The organism is Nocardioides campestrisoli (assembly GCF_013624435.2).
Lineage (GTDB): Bacteria > Actinomycetota > Actinomycetes > Propionibacteriales > Nocardioidaceae > Nocardioides > Nocardioides campestrisoli.
The window spans coordinates 3,620,753-3,638,033 of the sequence record NZ_CP061768.1; the positions used below are offsets into that span (position 1 = coordinate 3,620,753).

At 73.4% G+C, this 17,281-nt stretch carries 20 protein-coding genes; 7 read left to right on the forward strand and 13 right to left on the reverse strand.

The genetic code is table 11. From position 1 onward, the window contains the following. Nucleotides 1–99: 99 nt before the first annotated feature. The gene (locus H8838_RS17085) at nt 100–378 is read right to left on the reverse strand and encodes a glutaredoxin family protein (RefSeq protein WP_181311849.1); all 279 of its coding nucleotides are present in this window, start codon (nt 376–378) and stop codon (nt 100–102) included. Further along, a complete protein-coding gene (locus H8838_RS17090; RefSeq protein ID WP_185994517.1) occupies nt 375–2,069 on the reverse strand; it encodes a class I adenylate-forming enzyme family protein in 1,695 nt (564 codons plus the stop codon). Before H8838_RS17090 ends, H8838_RS17085 begins: the two co-directional genes overlap by 4 nt. 50 nt (nt 2,070–2,119) lie before the next feature. On the opposite strand from H8838_RS17090, the gene H8838_RS17095 reads away from it, so the two are divergent. The 3 genes from H8838_RS17095 to H8838_RS17105 all read left to right on the forward strand — a co-directional run bounded on the left by H8838_RS17095 (nt 2,120) and on the right by H8838_RS17105 (nt 5,399). Beyond that, entirely contained in the window at nt 2,120–3,019 is a 900-nt protein-coding gene (locus tag H8838_RS17095; RefSeq protein ID WP_185994516.1) for an HAD family hydrolase, read from the forward strand. A gap of 135 nt (nt 3,020–3,154) precedes the next feature. After that, nucleotides 3,155–3,985, forward strand: a complete 831-nt coding sequence (locus H8838_RS17100; RefSeq protein WP_224766217.1) for a sigma-70 family RNA polymerase sigma factor — start codon at nt 3,155–3,157, stop codon at nt 3,983–3,985. A 94-nt stretch (nt 3,986–4,079) separates the two neighbouring features. Next, entirely contained in the window at nt 4,080–5,399 is a 1,320-nt protein-coding gene (locus H8838_RS17105) for a DUF5667 domain-containing protein (RefSeq protein WP_185994515.1), read from the forward strand. Nucleotides 5,400–5,417: 18 nt separating this feature from the next. On the opposite strand, the gene H8838_RS17110 is transcribed toward H8838_RS17105, so the two are convergent. From H8838_RS17110 to H8838_RS17130, 5 genes are all read right to left on the reverse strand, one after another. Next, complete coding sequence (locus H8838_RS17110; RefSeq protein WP_224766218.1) at nt 5,418–6,563, reverse strand: lysophospholipid acyltransferase family protein; 1,146 nt, start codon at nt 6,561–6,563, stop codon at nt 5,418–5,420. Then, nucleotides 6,556–7,542, reverse strand: a complete 987-nt coding sequence (locus tag H8838_RS17115; RefSeq protein ID WP_181311854.1) for an NAD-dependent epimerase/dehydratase family protein — start codon at nt 7,540–7,542, stop codon at nt 6,556–6,558. The genes H8838_RS17110 and H8838_RS17115 overlap by 8 nt, the downstream gene beginning before the upstream one ends. 16 nt (nt 7,543–7,558) lie before the next feature. Continuing rightward, the gene (locus H8838_RS17120) at nt 7,559–7,660 is read right to left on the reverse strand and encodes a 30S ribosomal protein bS22 (protein ID WP_008356322.1); all 102 of its coding nucleotides are present in this window, start codon (nt 7,658–7,660) and stop codon (nt 7,559–7,561) included. Nucleotides 7,661–7,789: 129 nt separating this feature from the next. Continuing rightward, nucleotides 7,790–7,972 (reverse strand): helix-turn-helix domain-containing protein, encoded by a 183-nt coding sequence (locus H8838_RS17125; RefSeq protein ID WP_258236641.1) that lies wholly within the window; start codon nt 7,970–7,972, stop codon nt 7,790–7,792. 207 nt (nt 7,973–8,179) lie between these two features. After that, on the reverse strand, nt 8,180–9,367 hold the full coding sequence (locus H8838_RS17130) for an acetoin utilization protein AcuC (RefSeq protein WP_185994513.1): 1,188 nt from the start codon (nt 9,365–9,367) through the stop codon (nt 8,180–8,182). A gap of 90 nt (nt 9,368–9,457) precedes the next feature. On the opposite strand from H8838_RS17130, the gene H8838_RS17135 reads away from it, so the two are divergent. Then, the gene (locus H8838_RS17135; RefSeq protein WP_181311857.1) at nt 9,458–9,982 is read left to right on the forward strand and encodes a general stress protein; all 525 of its coding nucleotides are present in this window, start codon (nt 9,458–9,460) and stop codon (nt 9,980–9,982) included. A 20-nt stretch (nt 9,983–10,002) separates the two neighbouring features. Here H8838_RS17135 and proC read toward each other — a convergent pair whose 3' ends face one another. Genes proC through H8838_RS17165 form a run of 6 tightly spaced genes read right to left on the reverse strand, consistent with a single transcriptional unit; the run spans nt 10,003 to nt 15,003 of the window. Continuing rightward, nucleotides 10,003–10,806: a pyrroline-5-carboxylate reductase gene (gene proC, locus H8838_RS17140; protein WP_185994512.1), complete on the reverse strand. Its 804-nt coding sequence runs from the start codon at nt 10,804–10,806 to the stop codon at nt 10,003–10,005. A gap of 30 nt (nt 10,807–10,836) precedes the next feature. Beyond that, a complete protein-coding gene (locus H8838_RS17145; RefSeq protein WP_224766219.1) occupies nt 10,837–11,784 on the reverse strand; it encodes a proline dehydrogenase family protein in 948 nt (315 codons plus the stop codon). Between the two features lie 9 nt (nt 11,785–11,793). Next, entirely contained in the window at nt 11,794–12,531 is a 738-nt protein-coding gene (locus H8838_RS17150; RefSeq protein ID WP_181311859.1) for an ABC transporter permease, read from the reverse strand. After that, nucleotides 12,528–13,241, reverse strand: coding sequence for an ABC transporter ATP-binding protein (locus tag H8838_RS17155; RefSeq protein ID WP_224766220.1), 714 nt, complete (start codon nt 13,239–13,241; stop codon nt 12,528–12,530). The genes H8838_RS17150 and H8838_RS17155 overlap by 4 nt, the downstream gene beginning before the upstream one ends. 21 nt (nt 13,242–13,262) lie before the next feature. Then, on the reverse strand, nt 13,263–14,063 hold the full coding sequence (locus H8838_RS17160; RefSeq protein ID WP_181311860.1) for a sugar phosphate isomerase/epimerase family protein: 801 nt from the start codon (nt 14,061–14,063) through the stop codon (nt 13,263–13,265). A gap of 7 nt (nt 14,064–14,070) precedes the next feature. After that, nucleotides 14,071–15,003: a Ppx/GppA phosphatase family protein gene (locus H8838_RS17165; protein WP_181311861.1), complete on the reverse strand. Its 933-nt coding sequence runs from the start codon at nt 15,001–15,003 to the stop codon at nt 14,071–14,073. Between the two features lie 35 nt (nt 15,004–15,038). On the opposite strand from H8838_RS17165, the gene H8838_RS17170 reads away from it, so the two are divergent. From H8838_RS17170 to H8838_RS17180, 3 genes are all read left to right on the forward strand, one after another. Further along, entirely contained in the window at nt 15,039–15,815 is a 777-nt protein-coding gene (locus tag H8838_RS17170; protein ID WP_185994511.1) for a hypothetical protein, read from the forward strand. Between the two features lie 95 nt (nt 15,816–15,910). Next, complete coding sequence (locus H8838_RS17175) at nt 15,911–16,546, forward strand: VOC family protein (protein WP_181311863.1); 636 nt, start codon at nt 15,911–15,913, stop codon at nt 16,544–16,546. Then, nucleotides 16,471–17,274: a class I SAM-dependent methyltransferase gene (locus H8838_RS17180; protein ID WP_224766221.1), complete on the forward strand. Its 804-nt coding sequence runs from the start codon at nt 16,471–16,473 to the stop codon at nt 17,272–17,274. Before H8838_RS17175 ends, H8838_RS17180 begins: the two co-directional genes overlap by 76 nt. Nucleotides 17,275–17,281 lie beyond the last annotated feature (7 nt).

Genomic DNA, 17,281 nt, shown 5'->3' on the forward strand with positions numbered 1-17,281 from the left:
ACGGCCCGGTCGGGTCCGGGTCCGGAATCGCTCGGCGCTCTCTCACTGTAGGAGTTTGTGAACGCGAGAACAAAATTCGTCAGGACGCCGGGTGCCGGGTTATGGGGCAGGACGCTCCCGGGCCAGAGCGGCGCGCAGCCGGGTCTCGTCGACCCGCCAGTAGTCGTGCTGTCGTCCGTCGACGAAGGTCACCGGGACCTCCTCGGTGAACCGGTCCTCGAGCTCCGCGTCCTGGTCGACGTCGACCTCGGTCCAGCTGTCGCCGGTCTCCGCGCAGACGCGCCGGACGACGTCGAGGACGTCGTCGCACAGGTGGCACCCCTGCCGTCCGTAGACCACCACCCGGGCGAGGTGACGGGTCTGTTCGAGTGCGCTCATGTCTCCATTGCAGCAGGCTGCTCCAGCAGCGCGAGCCGGCGCCGGCGCTCGATCCCCCGCAGCCGGCCCTTCTGGATCTTGCCGGTCGCGGTGCGCGGCAGCTCGGGCACCACCTCGATCCGCGCCGGCTGCTTGAACCGGGCCAGCCGCCGGCTCGCCCGCTCGCGCACCGCCTCGGCGACCTGCGCGGCATCGGTCCCGTCGGTGGCCACCACGTAGGCGACCACGCTCTCGCCGGTCTCCTGGTCCGGGGTCCCGATCACCGCGACCTCGCGGACCCCCTCGACGTCGCGGACGGCGTCCTCGACCTCGGAGGGGTAGACGTTGAAGCCGGAGACGATGACCAGCTCCCGGACCCGGTCGACCAGGTAGAGGTCGCCGTCGGCGTCCAGGTAGCCCACGTCTCCGGTGGAGTACCACCCGTCGGCGTCCGGCCCGCCGGACCCGTCGGGCCAGTAGCCGGAGAACAGGTTGTCGCCGCGGACCTGGATCTCCCCGGGGTCGTCGCCCTCGAGGTGGCCGGTGTGCTCGTCGACCAGCCGCAGCTCGATGCCGGGCAGCGCCGCGCCCACCGAGCCGGAGCTGCGCGAGCCCGCCGCGGGCGCGCCCGGGCCGGCGACCGCGGTCCCGCTCGCGTCGCCGCTCGTGCGCGCGCTGCACAGGGTGGAGGTGACCACCGGGGCGGCCTCGGTCAGCCCGTACCCCTGGTGCACCTCGACCCCGCCGGCCTCGCTGAACCGGTCCATCACCTCCGCGCCCAGCGGCGCGGAGCCCGAGAGCACCAGCCGGACCGGGCCCAGCCGGTCGCGCAGCCCCTCGACCGGCATCCAGTAGCCGAGCACCGGGGGCGCGACCGGGACCACCGAGACCGCCTCGTCGTCGATCAGGTCGAGCGTGCCCTCGGGGTCGAAGCGGTCCACCAGCACCAGCTTGGCCCGGTGCCGCAGCACCCCGCCCAGCACCGCGTTGAGGCCGTAGACGTGGAAGAGCGGCAGCACGCCGAGCACCACGTCGTCGCCGTGGATCATCGGCGGGGAGACCGCGGCCACCTGCTCGATGTTGGCCACCAGCGCCCGGTGGGAGAGCATCGCGCCGCGCGGGCGGCCCGAGGCGCCGCTGGTGTAGAGCAGGACCGCGAGGCTCTCCGGGTCCTGGAGCGCAGGCAGCGGACCGCCCGGCTCGGCGACCAGGTCGTCGTACGTCGTCTCCTGCGCCCCGGCCGGCTCGCCGATCACCACCAGGCGCGGGTCCTGGGCACGGGCCAGCAGCTCGGGCTCCAGCTCCCCGTCGGCGACCGGCTGCCCGGCCCGGGCCCCGTCGAGCACGGCGAGCGCCTCGCGGACCGCCGGCGCGGTGTCGTCGTCGGCCACCACCAGGCGCGCGCCGGAGTCGGCCAGCATCCGCGCCAGCTCGTACGCCGTGGAGCCGGGGTTGACCGGGACCGCCACGACCTGCGCCGAGAGCGCACCCAGGTAGGAGGTGACGAACTCCAGCCGGTTGCCCAGGACGATCATGATCCGCATCCCGGCGCGCACGCCGAGCCGGCCCAGCCCGGCGGCCGTGCGCCCCACCTCGTCGTCGAGCTGGGACCAGGTCAGGCTGCGACCTCCCACCTCGACCAGCGCCAGCTTGTCGGGGCTCTCCGCGGAGGCGTCCGCCACCAGGTCAGCGACGTTGGAAGGGCGCGGCATGCCGGTGATACTCCCACAACCGGGGTGGCCTGGCCCACTACGCTGACGGGGTGAATCCGCCCGGACAGCACCGCAGCCATCCCGGACCTCCCTCGGACCTCCGGCGACGCTCGACGCTGGCCGGCGAGGCGGCCGCCGCCTCCGCCGAGGTGGAGGTGGCGCTCTCCGTGCCGGTCGACCCGACGGCCGCCGCCTTCTTCGACGTGGACAACACGGTGATGCAGGGGGCGAGCATCTTCCACCTCGCCAAGGGCCTCTACAAGCGCAAGTTCTTCCGGACCAGCGACATCCTCGGGGCGATGTACAAGCAGGCCTGGTTCCGGATCGTGGGCGTCGAGGACCCCGAGCACATCGCGGACGCCCGCAACTCCGCCCTCTCCTTCATCGCCGGTCACACCGTCACCGAGCTGGAGGAGCTGGGCGAGGAGATCTTCGACGAGGTGATGGCCCACCGGATCTGGCCCGGCACCCGGGCGCTGGCCCAGCGGCACCTCGACGAGGGGCAGCGGGTCTGGCTGATCACCGCGGCCCCGATCGAGATCGCCTCCATCATCGCCCGCCGGCTCGGCCTGACCGGCGCCCTGGGCACGGTCGCCGAGCACCAGGACGGCGTCTACACCGGCCGGCTGGTGGGCGAGCTGCTGCACGGACCCGCCAAGGCCGCGGCGGTGCGCGCCATCGCCGAGCACCAGGAGCTGGACCTGAGCCGCTGCTCGGCGTACTCGGACTCGATCAACGACCTGCCGATGCTCTCCCTGGTCGGCGACCCGGTGGCCATCAACCCCGACCCCGCCCTGCGCGCCCACGCCCGGGACCACGGGTGGCAGGTGCGCGACTACCGCACCGGACGCAAGGCGGCCCGGATCGGCCTGCTCACCGGCGCCGTCGGCGGGGCGGCGGCCGGCGGCATCGCGGCCGCGCTAGCGGCGCGCAACCGGCCGCACGCCTGACGACCGACGCCCGTACGTCCGCCTTCCGGCGGGTCTCGCCATGTGACACGTCTGCGGAGACTGCTCCGCGACCCCTTCCCAAACGAGGTGAGTGCTCAATAACCTCGGTGCACGTCTGGCACGGGAGGCTTGGGCATGCTGGAGAGGACGCGGCAGTCGCCGGACCACGTGGTCCCCGGCCTCGAGCTGCTGCGCCTCGCGGTTCTCCGGACCCTGCTGACCCCCGCCGACGGAATGCTCTGTACCGACGGGATGCTCCGTACCGAGGCTGTGGGGCTCGGCCCCCAGGTCCCGGCCGCGCGCGCCGGCGGCGGCCGGCCGCTACCTCCGGGGCAGCGCGACGACCGGGGCCTGGCCACCTCGACCGAGGCGACCGAGCCCGAGCGGGACCGGCTGATCGCCCTCGTGGAGCTGGCCCGCGCGGGTGACAAGGAGGCCTTCGGGCTCCTCTTCGACCACTACCACCGCAGCGTCCACCGGTTCCTGCACCACCGCACCGGCTCGGTGCAGCTCGCCGAGGACCTGACCTCCGAGACGTTCTTCCGGGCGCTGCGCTCGATGCAGGAGTTCCGCTGGCAGGGCCGCGACTTCGGCGCCTGGCTGATGACCATCGCCCGCAACCTGGCCCACGACCACTTCCGCTCGGCCCGCGCCCGGCTGGAGACCGTCACCGAGGACGCGGGCGAGGTCGCGGACGGCGAGCCGGAGCCCGGTCCGGAGGACGCCGTGCTCGACCGGCTCACCTCCGAGGTGCTGCTGCGGAGCCTGCGGGAGCTGCCCGAGGACCAGCGCGACTGCCTGGTCCTCCGGTTCCTCCAGGGGATGAGCCTGGCCGAGACCGCCGAGGTGCTCGAGCGGTCCACCGGGGCGGTCAAGCAGCTGCAGCTGCGGGCGTTGCGCGCCCTGGCCTCCCGGCTGCCCGCGGGGCTGCTCGCCGCGGACGACGGCGGGGAGGCGGAGCGATGAGCCGGCCCGTTCCCGTCACCCCGGCCCCCGTAACCCCGAGCCCCCGTGCCTCGTTGGCCCCGGTAGCCGTTCCCTTCCAGCTGGGCAGGCGCTCATGACCACCCCACCCTTCGGCACCCGCCGCCGGGCCGAGCACCTCGACGCGCTGCTCCGGCAGCCCGAGGGCGCCGCCGCGCGCGGCGGCCGGGACGCCGACCTGCTGCCGGTGGTCGCAGCGCTGCGCGGCGTCGGGGGCCCCGAGCCGAGGAGCGAGTTCGTCTCCGACCTGCGGTCGCGGCTGATGGCCGAGGCCGAGAGCGCGCTGGTCCCCCGCGACCCCGCGCCGGCCCCCCGCGGCCCCGCACCGGGCGGCGGCAGCCCGCGGCGCAGCCGCCGGGACCGGGGCGTCGCGGTCGGCCTCGGCACGCTCGCCCTGCTCGGGGCCAGCGGCGCGGTGGGCGTCGCCTCGCAGGCGGCACTGCCCGGCGAGATGCTCTACCCCGTCAAGACGGTGCTCGAGTCGGCCCGGACGACGGTGGCCACCGGCGACCGGGACGAGGGACGGTTCCTGCTGGCGCGGGCCGCGCTCAGGCTCGACGAGCTCGACCAGCTCGCCGGCCGGGACGACGAGAGCAGCCGCCGCGCCTTGACGCCCACGCTCGACACCTTCGTCGAGCAGGCCCAGGAGGGGGCCGACCGTCTGCTCCGCGACTACGACTCCTCGGGCCGACGCAGCTCGGTGGAGGAGGTGCTGCGGTTCACCGCCTCGGCCATGCCGCGGCTGGCCACCCTCGCCGACTCCCTCACCTCATCCTCGGCCGCGGGCGTCCCCGCGGAGGCGCGCGACGCCCTGGTCGAGGCCGGTCGGGCGCTGCTCGCCGTGGACGACCGGGCCCGGGCGGCCTGCCACGACTGTGCGGGCGAGGGCGTGAGCGACGTCCCGCGGTTCCTGGCGGCCGAGCCGCCGGGTCCGGTCCTGCCCCCGGGCGCGACCGCGGGTCAGGAGGGTCCGGGCACGACGGAGCCCTCGTCCGGACCGGAGCGGAGGGCACCGCGCCTCGGACCGGCGCCGACCGGTACCCCTGGCACCGCCGGCACCCCGACGCCCTCGACCACGCCCCCGCCGAGCGGCACCCCGACTCCCGCCCCACCTCCTGGTACGCCGCGGACGCCGACACCGGCGCCGAAGCCCCCGGCACCGCCGACCTCGTCGCCGACGCCGGCGCCGGCCCCCACGCCGCGGGCCCCGGAGACCGACCCCCCGACCGCCACCCCCACCCCCACGACGCTGCTCGACGGCGTCGGCGACGTGCTCGGCGAGGTCACCGGCACCCTGCTCGGTGAAGGGGTCGGCGACGTGGTCGACAAGACGACCGGGGCCGTCGGCGAGCTGCTCGGCCAGGTCCTGCGCACACCGGGACCCAGGAACCCCTGAGCCGGGCCCGCCCGGGTGTCAGCGGAAGATCGAGTCCCGCTGGCGCAGCAGGGTGAACAGCGTCTGCTGGATCGTCTCGCGCACCTGGTCGGTGAGGTCGAAGACCAGCATCGGGTCCTCGGCCTCCGCCTCCTCGTAGGCGTCGGTGCGGATCGGCTCCCCGAACTCCATCAGCCACTTCGAGGGCAGCGGGACCATCCCCAACGGGCCGAGCAGCGGGAAGAACGGCGTCACCGGCAGGTAGGGCAGGTTGAAGAGCCTGGCCAGCGTGGTCAGGTTGCCGACGATCGGGTAGATCTCCTCCGCGCCGACGACCGAGAGCGGGACGATCGGCACGCCCGTGCGCAGGGCCGCGGAGACGAAGCCGCCGCGACCGAACCGCTGGAGCTTGTAGCGCTCGGAGAACGGCTTGCCGACCCCCTTGAACCCCTCGGGCCAGACGGCGACGAGCTCCCCCTGGTTGAGCATCCGCTCCGCGTCGGCCTGGCAGGCCAGCGTCGCGCCGGACCGCCGGGCCAACCCGGCCACCAGGGGCACGCGGAACACCAGGTCCGCGCCGAGCGGACGCAGGAAGCGGCCGGTCTCGTCGTGCACCTTGAGCAGGGTCATCAGCCCGTCGACGGGGATGGTGCCGGAGTGGTTGGAGACCACCAGCGCGCCACCCTCGGTCGGGATGTTCTCCGCCCCGCGTACCTCGATCCGGAACCACTTGTCCGCGATCGGGCGGAGCGCGGCGAGCAGGAACCGCTCGGTCACCTCCTGGTCGAAGCCGAACTCGTCGACCTGGTAGTCGCCGTCGAGCCGGTGCCGGGCGAAGGCCAGCAGCTCGGCGAGCCGCCGCTCCCAGTGGGTGCCGAAGACCTCCCGGGCCCCGGCCTCGATCGCGGCCAGCCAGTCGCCGACCGGGATGCCGCCCGTGGGCTCGCGGTCCGCGGTGGTGAAGGGGCCGCGCGCGGTCTGCTCACCGGCCTCGGTCTCGGTCGGCTCGGCGGCCTTCGGCTCGGCCGCCCTGGGCTTGGCGGGCTTGGCGGGCTTGGCGCGCTTGGCGGGTGTCCCCGTGGCCAGGCTCCGGGCGGCGGCGGACGGCTTGTCGCGGCCGCTGCCCCGGCCGGGCCGGCCGGGCCGGCCACCGGTCCCCAACGGGATGATCTCTGCCTCAGGCACGGGCACCTCCTGCGAACACATGTCCGGGTTCGTCGTGCTGGTGCAGGCTGCGGCAGAAGTCGCCGAAGGCCTCCGCCGTGGTGTGCCGCGGCGAGAAGCCCAGCCCGTCGCGCATCCGCGTGGTGTCCACCCCGCGGCCGTAGGTCAGCAGCGCGAGCTGCTCGCGGGAGAAGTCGGCGAGCCGGGCCGAGCGGAGCAGGGCGCCCACCTTGCCGACCGCGAACGGCGGGAGCGGGACCGCCACCTTGCCGAGGCGTCGGATCGCCTGGCTCAGCATCAGCACGCCCTCACCGGCCACGTTGAAGGTGCCCTCGACGTCGTGCAGCGTCGCGTGCCGGAGCACGTCGTACAGGTCCTCCTCGTGGAGGAACTGGAGCCGGGGGTCGAAGCCGAGCACGGTGGGGATCACCGGCATCCGGAAGTACGAGGTCATCGGGCTGACCACGTGCGGCCCGATCACGTTCGCGCAGCGGAGCATGGTGACCCGCACGTCGGGGCGGCGCCGGGCGAAGCCACGGACGTAGCCCTCGATCTCGGAGACGTCCCGGGCGTAGCCGGCACGGGGCAGCCGTTTGGCGCCCATGTCCTCGGTGAACATCGCGGGGTCGCGGTTGGTCGCGCCGTAGACCGCGGTGCTCGACTTCACCACCAGGCTGCGCACGCCGGGGGCGCGCTGACAGGCCGCCAGCAGCTGCATGGTGCCGATGACGTTGAGCTCCTTGAGCGCGCTGGCCACTCCCGGGGAGGAGGCCACGACGCTCATGTGCACGACCGTGTCCACGTTCTCCCGGGCGATCACCTTGGCGATGACCGGGTTGCGGATGTCGGCGCGCACGAAGGAGACGTCGCCGATGTCCCCCCGAGGGGGGACGACGTCGACGCCGATGACGCGATCGATGGAGGGGTCGGCGGCGGCCGCGCGCGCGAAGCGGCGACCTATGTCCCGGGAGACCCCGGTGACCAGCACGACCCTCCCCATGATCGCGACCGCGTGCTTACTTGCCGAGCTTGCGACGCTGAACGCGCGTCTTCTTCAGCAGCTTGCGGTGCTTCTTCTTGGCCATACGCTTGCGCCGCTTCTTGATGACAGAGCCCACAGGAAACCTTTCAACGTCTGATGGCACGACGATTCGTCGGGCCAGGATCGACAGCCTACTTGCCGGACCGAGCCCCACGGAATCGGGTGCCGCCCGATGGGCAGCACCCGACCGTGTCCCGGAGCCGACTCAGCCGGCGTTGAAGAAGCTCTTGCGCAGGTACTCGTCGACGTCGCCCTCGGTCACCCGGAACGACCTGCCGACCCGGACCGCGGGGAGGTCCCCGTTGTGCACGAGCCGGTAGACGGTCATCTTGGAGACGCGCATCATCGCGGCCACCTCGGCGATCGTGAGGAACTTGACTTCGGACATGTCCGAGGGGTGGGCCATCTGTGCACCGTCCTTTTTCCCCACGGCGCCGGCTTCCCCACCGGCGTCTCAGACGTGGGCATTCTTTTCGCGAGAATAGGGCCTCATGTGACCGGTGGGGAAGAGATTGACTCGTGAAAACTCAACGGTTCGGCGTGTCGCGTTGATTCCGAGGGTTAAAAGGCCCCGGAGCGGACGTGCGGAGCCCGATCAGGCGTACGGATCGAGCCCGTGCAGCGGGAAGATCTCCATCCGGGTGGCGTGGATCGCCCGGTCCAGCCAGGTCTCCGGGTCGTAGCCGTCGCGCCAGTCGCGGAAGGCCGGGTTGCGGCCGTCGGTCATCCGGTGCGGCGCTCCGTCGCCGAGCACCTCCAGCACGTGCTCGCGCCACGACTCGGGGGTGTCCAGCATCGGGTCCAACGGCTGGCCGCCCACGATGGCCAGCAGGTGGGCCCAGGCGCGGGGCACCACCGAGGAGATGGCGTAGCCGCCGCCCCCGGTCGCCACCCAGCGTCCGTCGGCGACCTCGTGCGCGAGCTCGTGCAGCGCCAGGTACGCCGCGCGCTGGCCGTCGACGCTCAGCATCAGGTGGGTCAGCGGGTCCTCCATGTGGGAGTCGCACCCGTGCTGGGTCACCAGCACCTGGGGATCGAACTCCCGGACCAGCTCCGGCACCACGGCGTGGAAGGCGCGCAGCCAGCCGGCGTCCGCGGTGCCCGGCGGCAGCGCCACGTTGACCGCCGTCCCCCGGGCCTCCCGGCCACCGACGTCGGCGGGGAAGCCAGTGCCGGGGAAGAGCATCTGCCCGGTCTCGTGCAAGGAGATGGTGAGCACCCGGGGGTCGTCCCAGAAGACCTTCTCCACACCGTCGCCGTGGTGGGCGTCGACGTCGACGTACGCCACCCGCTCGGCCCCCTGGTCCAGCAGCCAGCGGATGCCCACCGCGATGTCGTTGTAGATGCAGAACCCGCTGGCCCGGTCCGGCATCGCGTGGTGCAGGCCGCCGACCACGCTGGCGCTGTGCAGCGACTCACCGCTCCAGACCTGGCGGAACGCCTCGACGCTGGCGCCGACGACGTGGGCCGAGGCGTTGTGCATGTCGGCGAAGACCGGGTTGTCCTCGGTGCCCAGGCCGTGCTTCTCGTCCACCAGGCCCGGCACCGAGCCGACCCGCTGGACCGCCTCGATCAGCGACTCCGAGTGCACGCTGGCGATCAGGTCGAGGTCGGCCATCGGCGCCTGGACCACGGTCAGTCCGCGGTCGAGCACGCCGAGGGCGTCGGCGAGCCGCATCGTCAGGTCGACCCGCAGCGGCGACATGGGGTGGTGGGGTCCGAAGTCGTACTCGGCGAGCGCCTTGTCGAAGACGACGCTCGCGGGTCCCCCGCACTCCACCATGGCGGCACCGTACTCCTCGTCGGCCGTTCCGGCCGACGATCCCCTCCAGCGAGCGGGCACGGTGATTGACGCGCCGGGCAGACTGGACGTATGTCCGGTCCTTCCGTGAACCCGAACGACGCCCGACTGCTCTCCTTGGAGTTCCCGCAGTCGCTGGCGGTCTACGACACCTACGCGCAGGCGCAGAAGGCGGTGGACCACCTGTCAGACCAGGAGTTCCCCGTCCAGAACTGCATGATCGTCGGCACCGACCTCAAGCAGCTGGAGCGGATCACCGGACGCCTGACCTACGGCAAGGTCGCGGGGCTCGGGGCGCTCTCCGGGCTGTGGTTCGGTGCCTTCGTCGGCCTGCTCTTCAGCCTCTTCGTCGAGGGCGGCATCCTCGCCATGGTCGCCTCGGCGGCCGCCTTCGGGGCGCTCTTCGGCGCCCTGTGGGCGGTTGCCGGGTTCGCCGCCACCCGCGGCGAGCGCGACTTCTCCTCGGTCAAGGCCGTGGTCGCCACCCGCTACGAGGTGCTGGTCGAGCACAAGCACCGCGAGGCCGCCCGGGAGATCCTGTCCCGGACCCCCGGCCTGCTCCCCGACCCGTTCGGCGGCTCGGGTCCCTACGGCTGACGGGAGCCCGCCCGGTCAGCTCAGGCGCCCGCGGCGAGTTCGCGCGAGCGGTCCCGCGCGGCCTCCATGGCGGCCAGGAACGCCGCGCGCACCTTGTGGATCTCCAGCTGGCGCAGCGCGGCCGCGGTGGTGCCGGCCGGCGAGGTGACCTGCTCGCGCAGCACGGTCGGGTGGGTGCCGGTCTCGCGCAGCATGATCGCCGAGCCGACCAGCGTCTGCACGGCCAGCTCGGTGGCGGTCGCGCGGGGCAGGCCCAGGTGCACCCCGGCCTCGATCATCGACTCGATCACGAAGAAGACGTAGGCGGGACCGGAGCCGGAGATCGCGGTGACCGCGTCCATCTGCTTCTCCGGGACCCGCATCACCTTGCCGCAGGAGTCCATCAGCGACTCCACCTCGGCCAGGTGCCGCTCGTCGCAGTGCGAGCCGGGCGAGATCGCCGCCATCCCCTCGTCGACCAGGGCGGGCGTGTTCGGCATGACCCGGACCACCGCGACCTCCTCGGGCACCCGCGCCTCGATCCAGCCGGTGGTGATCCCGGCGGCCAGCGAGACCACGAGCTGGCCCGGTCGCAGCACGGGCGCGATCTCGGCCAGCACGTCGGCCATGTCCTGCGGCTTGACCACCAGGGCGACGGTCTCGGCGCGCCGGGCAGCCTCGACGTTCTCGAGCACGGTCACGCCGTACCGCTCCTCGAGCTCCTCGGCGCGGGCGGGGCGCTTCTCCCCGACCAGCAGGGTGTCCACCCGCCGGCCGGCCCGGACCAGCCCGGAGAGCAGGGTCTCGCCCATCACGCCGGCGCCGATGATCGCGGTCTGGTTCATGGGGGCCATTGTGCCGCAGCGGGAACCGGGCTACTGCTTGGCGACCAGGGAGCGCGCGAAGAGCGCGAGGTTGCCGGGCTTCTCCGCGAGCCGCCGCATCAGGTAGCCGTACCACTCCTGGCCGTAGGGCACGTAGACGCGCACGGTCTCCCCCGCCTGCGCCAGCCGGCGCTGCTCGGCGGGACGGATCCCGTAGAGCATCTGGAACTCGTAGGTGCCGCGGGCCCGGCCGTGCCGGCTGGCCAGCGACGAGGCGATCGCGATCATCCGCGGGTCGTGGGTGGCGATCATCGGGTAGCCGTGGCCCGCCAGCAGGATCTTCAGGCAGCGCACGTAGGCCTTGTCGATCTCCGCCCGGCTCTGGTGGGCCACCGTCTCCGGCTCCAGGTAGGCGCCCTTGCACAGCCGCACCCGCGACCCCTCGCCCGCCAGCGCCCGGCAGTCGTCCTCGGTGCGCAGCAGGGCGGCCTGCAGCACCGCGCCGGTCTCGGGGAAGTCCTTGCGCAGCTCGCGCAGGATCTCCAGGGTCCGGTCGGTGGTGGTGTGGTCCTCCATGTCCAGGGTCACGGTGGTGCCGGCGTTGCGGGCGGCCAGGCAGATCTGCCGCGCGCCGGCCAGCGCGATCCGCTGCCCCGTGGTGCCGTCGGCGTCGGGCAGCGACTGCCCGATGGCGCTCAGCTTGACGCTGACCTCGGCCTGCCGGCCCAGCCCGCGGGCGGAGAGCTGCTCGAGCAGCTCGACGTACGCCGCGACCGTCTTCTCGGCCTGCGCGAGGTCGGTGGTGTCCTCGCCGAGGTAGTCCAGGGTCACCGTCAGCCCCGCCTCCACCAGCTCGGCGGTCGCCGCGACCGCGGACTCGGCAGTCTCGCCGGGCACGTATCCGGCCACCACGCGGGAGGAGACCGGCAACGTGCTGATCAGCTCCTTGACCCGGCCGGAGCGGGAGAGCAGCAGGATGGGCTGGCGGAGCAGGGACATGCGGCCAGGCTACGGGGTGCGGCGAGACAGCGTGAGCGCTCCGAGCGACAGGAACACCACGGCGTACGCCGCGATCACCGCGAGCTCCTGCCAGACCTCGCCGGTGGCGTCGCTGCGGCTGAGGTGGTCGATCGCGTCCACCGCGAACGAGAGCGGCAGCAGGTCCCCGACCACCTCCAGCACCCGCGGCAGCTGGTCGCGTGGCACCAGGAGACCGCACAGCAGGATCTGCGGGATCACCACCGCCGGCATGAACTGCACGGCCTGGAACTCGGTGCGCGCGAAGGCGCTCACGAACAGCCCCATCGCCGTGCCCAGCACGGCGTCGCAGACCGCGACCACGGCGAAGAGCCACAGCGGCCCCTCGACGGTGAGGCCCAGCCCCCACACGCTGACCGCCACGGTCAGCACCGACTGCACCGCCGCCAGCAGGCCGAAGGCGAGCGCATAGCCCAGCAGGAAGTCCAGCCGGCCCATCGGCATGGTCAGCAGCCGCTCCAGGGTGCCGCCGGTGCGCTCGCGCAGCGTGGTCACGCTGGTCACCAGGAACATCACGAAGAACGGGAAGATCGCCAGCAGGGCCGGGCCGATGCGGTCGAAGACGTCGCCGGGGACGTCGTCGTAGATCCACCACAGCAGCGTGACCAGGGCGCAGGGCAGGACCAGCAGCATCGCCAACGTACGGCGGTCCCGCCGGACCTGGGTGAGCACCCGGCCGGCCACGGCCAGGGTGGTCCGCGGCCTCATGCCCGGCCCTCGACGATCGCCAGGAACGCCTGCTCCACGTCCGCCGCGCCGGTGCGCTCGCGCACCGAGGCGGGGGTGCCCTCGGCGATCACCCGGCCCTCCCGCATCAGCAGCAGCCGGTCGCAGCGCTCGGCCTCGTCCATCACGTGGCTGGAGACCAGCACCGCCGCCCCGCCGGCGGCCAGCCGGTGGAAGAGGGCCCACAGGTCGCGGCGCAGCACCGGGTCGAGTCCCACGGTCGGCTCGTCGAGGACCAGCAGGTCGGGGCTGCCCAGCAGCGCGACCGCCAGGCTGACCCGGCTGCGCTGCCCGCCGGAGAGCCTGCCCACGACCCGCCCGCGCAGCTCGGTGAGGTCCACGACGGCGAGCGCGGCGTCGACGTCGCCCCGGCCGACGCCCAGCACCCGGGCGAAGAACCGGAGGTTCTCCGCGACCGTGAGGTCGTCGTAGACGCTGGCGGACTGGGTGACGTAGCCGATCCGGCTGCGCAGCGGCGGGCTCCCCGCCGGCAGGCCCAGCACCTCGACCGTGCCGGAGCGCACCTGCTGGGCGCCGACCAGGCAGCGCATCAGCGTGGTCTTGCCGCACCCGCTGGGGCCGAGCAGGCCGGTGACGCCGCGGCCGACGTCCAGCGAGATGCCGGGCAGCACCTCGGTCTCGCCGCGCACCACCACCAGGTCGCGCACCTGCACGACCTGGTCGGCGCTCACGGCACTCTTGTCACGGCGGGCTCATGGCGTGGTGACCGCCAGGTGCTCGCGGGCGAAGGCCAGCGACTCGGCGAGGTCGGCGACCCGCTCCTCGACGGTGCTGCACCGGCGGGTGTTGATCTCCACCACGATCGAGCCGGCGAAGCCGGTGGTCGCCAGGTGCCTCAGCAGCGGACCGGCGCCGGTGATCCCACGGCCCGGCACCAGGTGCTCGTCCCGGGCGCCGCCGCTGCCGTCGGTCAGGTGCAGGTGGCGCAGCCGGTCGCCCATCCGGTCGGCCATCTCGACGACGTCCGTGCGCGAGGTGGCGGCGTGCGAGAGGTCCAGGGTGGTGTGGGCGTAGTGGCCCAGCGAGACGTCCCAGTGCGGCATGTACATCTCCATGCCCGAGGAGCGGGGTCGGGCGCCCGCCCGCCAGGGGTACATGTTCTCCACCGCGAAGTGCACGCCGGTCGAGGCCTCCAGCGCGGCGATCCCGTTCTCGAACCCCGCCGCGTACTCCCGCTGCCAGCGGAACGGCGGGTGCACCACGACCACCGGGGCGCCCAGCGCCTGCGCCATCCGGGCCGAGCGCTCGAGCTTGCCCCAGGGCTCGGTGCCCCAGACCCGCTGCGTCCACAGCAGGCACGGCGCGTGCACCGCGCAGACCGGGACCCGGTGGTGCTCGGAGAGCTGGCGCACCGCGGCGGTCTGCTGGGACAGCGCGTCCATCCCCACCATCACCTCGACGGCGTCGTAGCCGAGCGCCGCCGCGTGCGAGAAGGCGTGGGCCGTCGACTCGGGGAAGACCGAGGCGGTGGAGAGTCCGACCTGGAGCGTCACGGCCACCTCAGTCCAGCACCGAGAGCTGGTCGAACCGGTCCAGGATCACGCCCTCGCGCAGCGCCCAGGGACAGATCTCCAGCTCCTCGAGGTCGAAGATGTCCATCACCGCCTCGGCCACCAGCGCGCCCGGCACGATCTGGTGGGCGCGGCTCGGGGAGACCCCGGGCAGCTGGCTCAGCTCCTCGAGCGAGGCGCCGAGCAGCTTGGGCAGCCACTGGTCCAGGTCGGCGCGGCGCAGCAGCCGGCGCACCAGCTGCCCCTCGGCCGAGGGTGCGGCGCCGCAGATCCGGGCCAGCGAGCGGAAGGTCTTGGAGGTGGCCACCGCCCGGTCCGGAACGCCGCCCCGCAGCAGCCCGCCGGCGTCGCGGGCGATCTCGGTGCGGATCCAGCGGCGCAGCCGCCGCACGGTCTCCTCGTCGGCGCCGGAGCCGAGCTGGTCGCGGGCCAGCCGCGCGGCGCCCAGCGGCAACGACCAGGCCACCTCGGGCGCCTCGTCCGCACCGCCGGCGATCTCCAGGGAGCCGCCGCCGATGTCGAAGACCACCATCCGGCCTGCGGACCAGCCGAACCACCGGCGGACCGCCAGGAAGGTCAGCCGCGCCTCGTCCTCGCCGGAGAGCACCTCGATCCGGGTGCCGGTGGCCTCGGCGACCGCAGCCAGCACCTCGTCGGTGTTCACCGCCTCGCGCACCGCCGAGGTGGCGAAGGCCAGGATCTCCTCGCAGCCCCGGTCCTCGGCGAAGGTGATCGCGTGCCGGGTGAACTCGGTCAGTGCCTCGATCCCTTCGGGGCGCAGCGCGTCGGCCTCGTCGAGGTGCTCGGCGAGCCGGAGCGGCTCCTTGAGGCTGAAGGCCGGCAGCGGCGCGGCACCACCGTGCGCATCCACCACCAGCAGGTGACCGGTGTTGGAACCGATGTCGAGGACGCCCAGCCGCATGACCCCAACGTACCGCGCGACGTAGAGTCGTGGACGTGCCCGAAGTCGACCTGGTCTTCCCCCGTGCCTTCGTGGAGTTCGTCGACCCGGCCGACGAGGAGCAGGTCTTCCGCTGCGACCTGACCTGGCTGACCTCGGCGTACACCTGCATCTTCGGCCAGGGCTGCCAGGGCATCTACGCCGACGCGCCCGACACCGGCTGCTGCACCCTGGGCGCGCACTTCAGCGACGCCGACGACGAGCGCCGGGTGGCCTCGTACGTCGCCCAGCTCACCCCCGAGCTGTGGCAGTTCCACCCCGGCCGCGAGGTCCGCACCGGCGACTGGGTCGAGGTCGAGCCCGACGGGGAGCGGAAGACCGCGACCCTGGAGGTCGACGGCCAGCAGGCCTGCGTCTTCCACAACCGCAGCGACTTCGCCCCGCACACCGGGGCCGGGGGCGCCGGCTGCGCGCTGCACGGGCTCGCGCTCGCCCAGGGCCGCAACCCGCTGGAGACCAAGCCTGACGTGTGCTGGCAGCTGCCGATCCGGCGTACCTACCGGACCGTGGAGCGCCCCGACGAGACCTCCTACACCGAGGTCACGATCAGCGAGTACGACCGCCGGGGCTGGGGCCCGGGCGGGCACGACCTGGACTGGTACTGCTCGGGCAACACCGAGGCGCACGTGGCGGTGGAGCCGCTCTACCTGACCAGCGCCGCCGAGCTCGTCGAGCTGATGGGCCGCCCGGCGTACGAGGAGCTGGCCCGCCACTGCGAGGCGCACCTGCGCTCGCGGTCGGCGTTGGCGATCCACCCGGCCGACCCGCACTGAGCTCCGCCGGCGTCCCTCGACCCTCGGAATCCTCGACGTCAAGAGACTCCGACCCCGGTGCGCGGGCCCCGATCTGACCCGACAGAATGCTAGGCATGCGCCTGGACCACATCTCTTACGCCGCCGGCCCCGACGGGCTCGCCGGTACTGCTGCGCGCATCGGGGGACTGCTCGGACGGGAGTTCGTCGATGGCGGAGTGCACCCACGCTTCGGCACTCGCAACATGATCCTGCCGCTCGCCGGCCGGACCTACCTGGAGGTGGTGGAGGTCCTCGACCACCCCGCCTCCGACAAGGCACCGTTCGGCCAGGCCGTGCGCGCCCGCTCCGCCAACGGCGGTGGCTGGCTCGGCTGGGTGGTGGCGGTCGACGACCTCGACGTGGTCGAGGAGCGGCTGGGCCGCGAGGCCGTGCCGGGCAACCGGCACCGCCCCGACGGCACCGAGCTGCGCTGGCTGCAGATCGGCGTCAACGGCCTGATCGGCGACCCCCAGCTGCCCTTCTTCATCAAGTGGCTCACGCCCGAGCTCCACCCCAGCGAGGGCGCGGACGGCGAGTACTCGCTGGCCTGCCTGGAGATCGCCGGTGACCCGCAGCGGGTCAGCGAGTGGCTCGGGGAGTCGGTCGAGGCGCCGCTGGAGGACATCAAGGTCGAGTGGGTCGCCCCCAACGGCACCCCCGGGATCATGGCGGTCAACGTCCAGACCCCGACCGGCCTGGTCCGCATCTGACGGAGCCGGTCATCGTCCGACCGCTCCAGCGCCACGGCGCCACACCCAGCCCGAACCTCTGGCACCACCCGGAGACCTACGAGCTGGAGAACCACGCCTTCGACCCCGACCGGCTGGTCGAGGCCGCGATGGCCGAGGTGGCCGGCTGGCGTGCGCGCACCTTCCTGGACCTGGGCTGCGGCTCGGGGTTCCACCTGCCCCGGTGGGCCGAGCAGGCCGCCTCGGTGGTCGGCGTGGAGCCGCATCCCCCGCTCGTCGCCCTGGCCCGGCGTCGTACCCGGAGGCTGCCGCACGTGAGCGTGCTCGCGGGCACCGCCCAGGAGCTGCCGCTGCCCGACGCCTCGGTGGACGTCGTCCAGGCTCGCTGGGCCTACTTCTTCGGGCCCGGCTGCGAGCCCGGCCTGGCCGAGCTGGCCCGGGTGGTCCGCCGTGGGGGCACCGCCTTCGTGCTCGACAACGACGCCACCCGCTCGACGTTCGGCGGGTGGTTCCGCCGGGGCTTCCCGACCGTCGACCCGGACGAGGTCGAGCGGTTCTGGTCCGGGCAGGGCTGGCAGCGCACGCCGGTGCTGACCCGGTGGTCGTTCGACTCCCTCGCCGACCTCGAGGCCGTCGTACGGATCGAGCTGCCCACCGCGGTCGCCGACCAGGTCTGGTCGGAGTGGACCGCGGCCGGCGGCGGCACCGAGGTCGACTACGCGGTCAACCTCTGGTGGCGCCACTACTGAGCAGGCG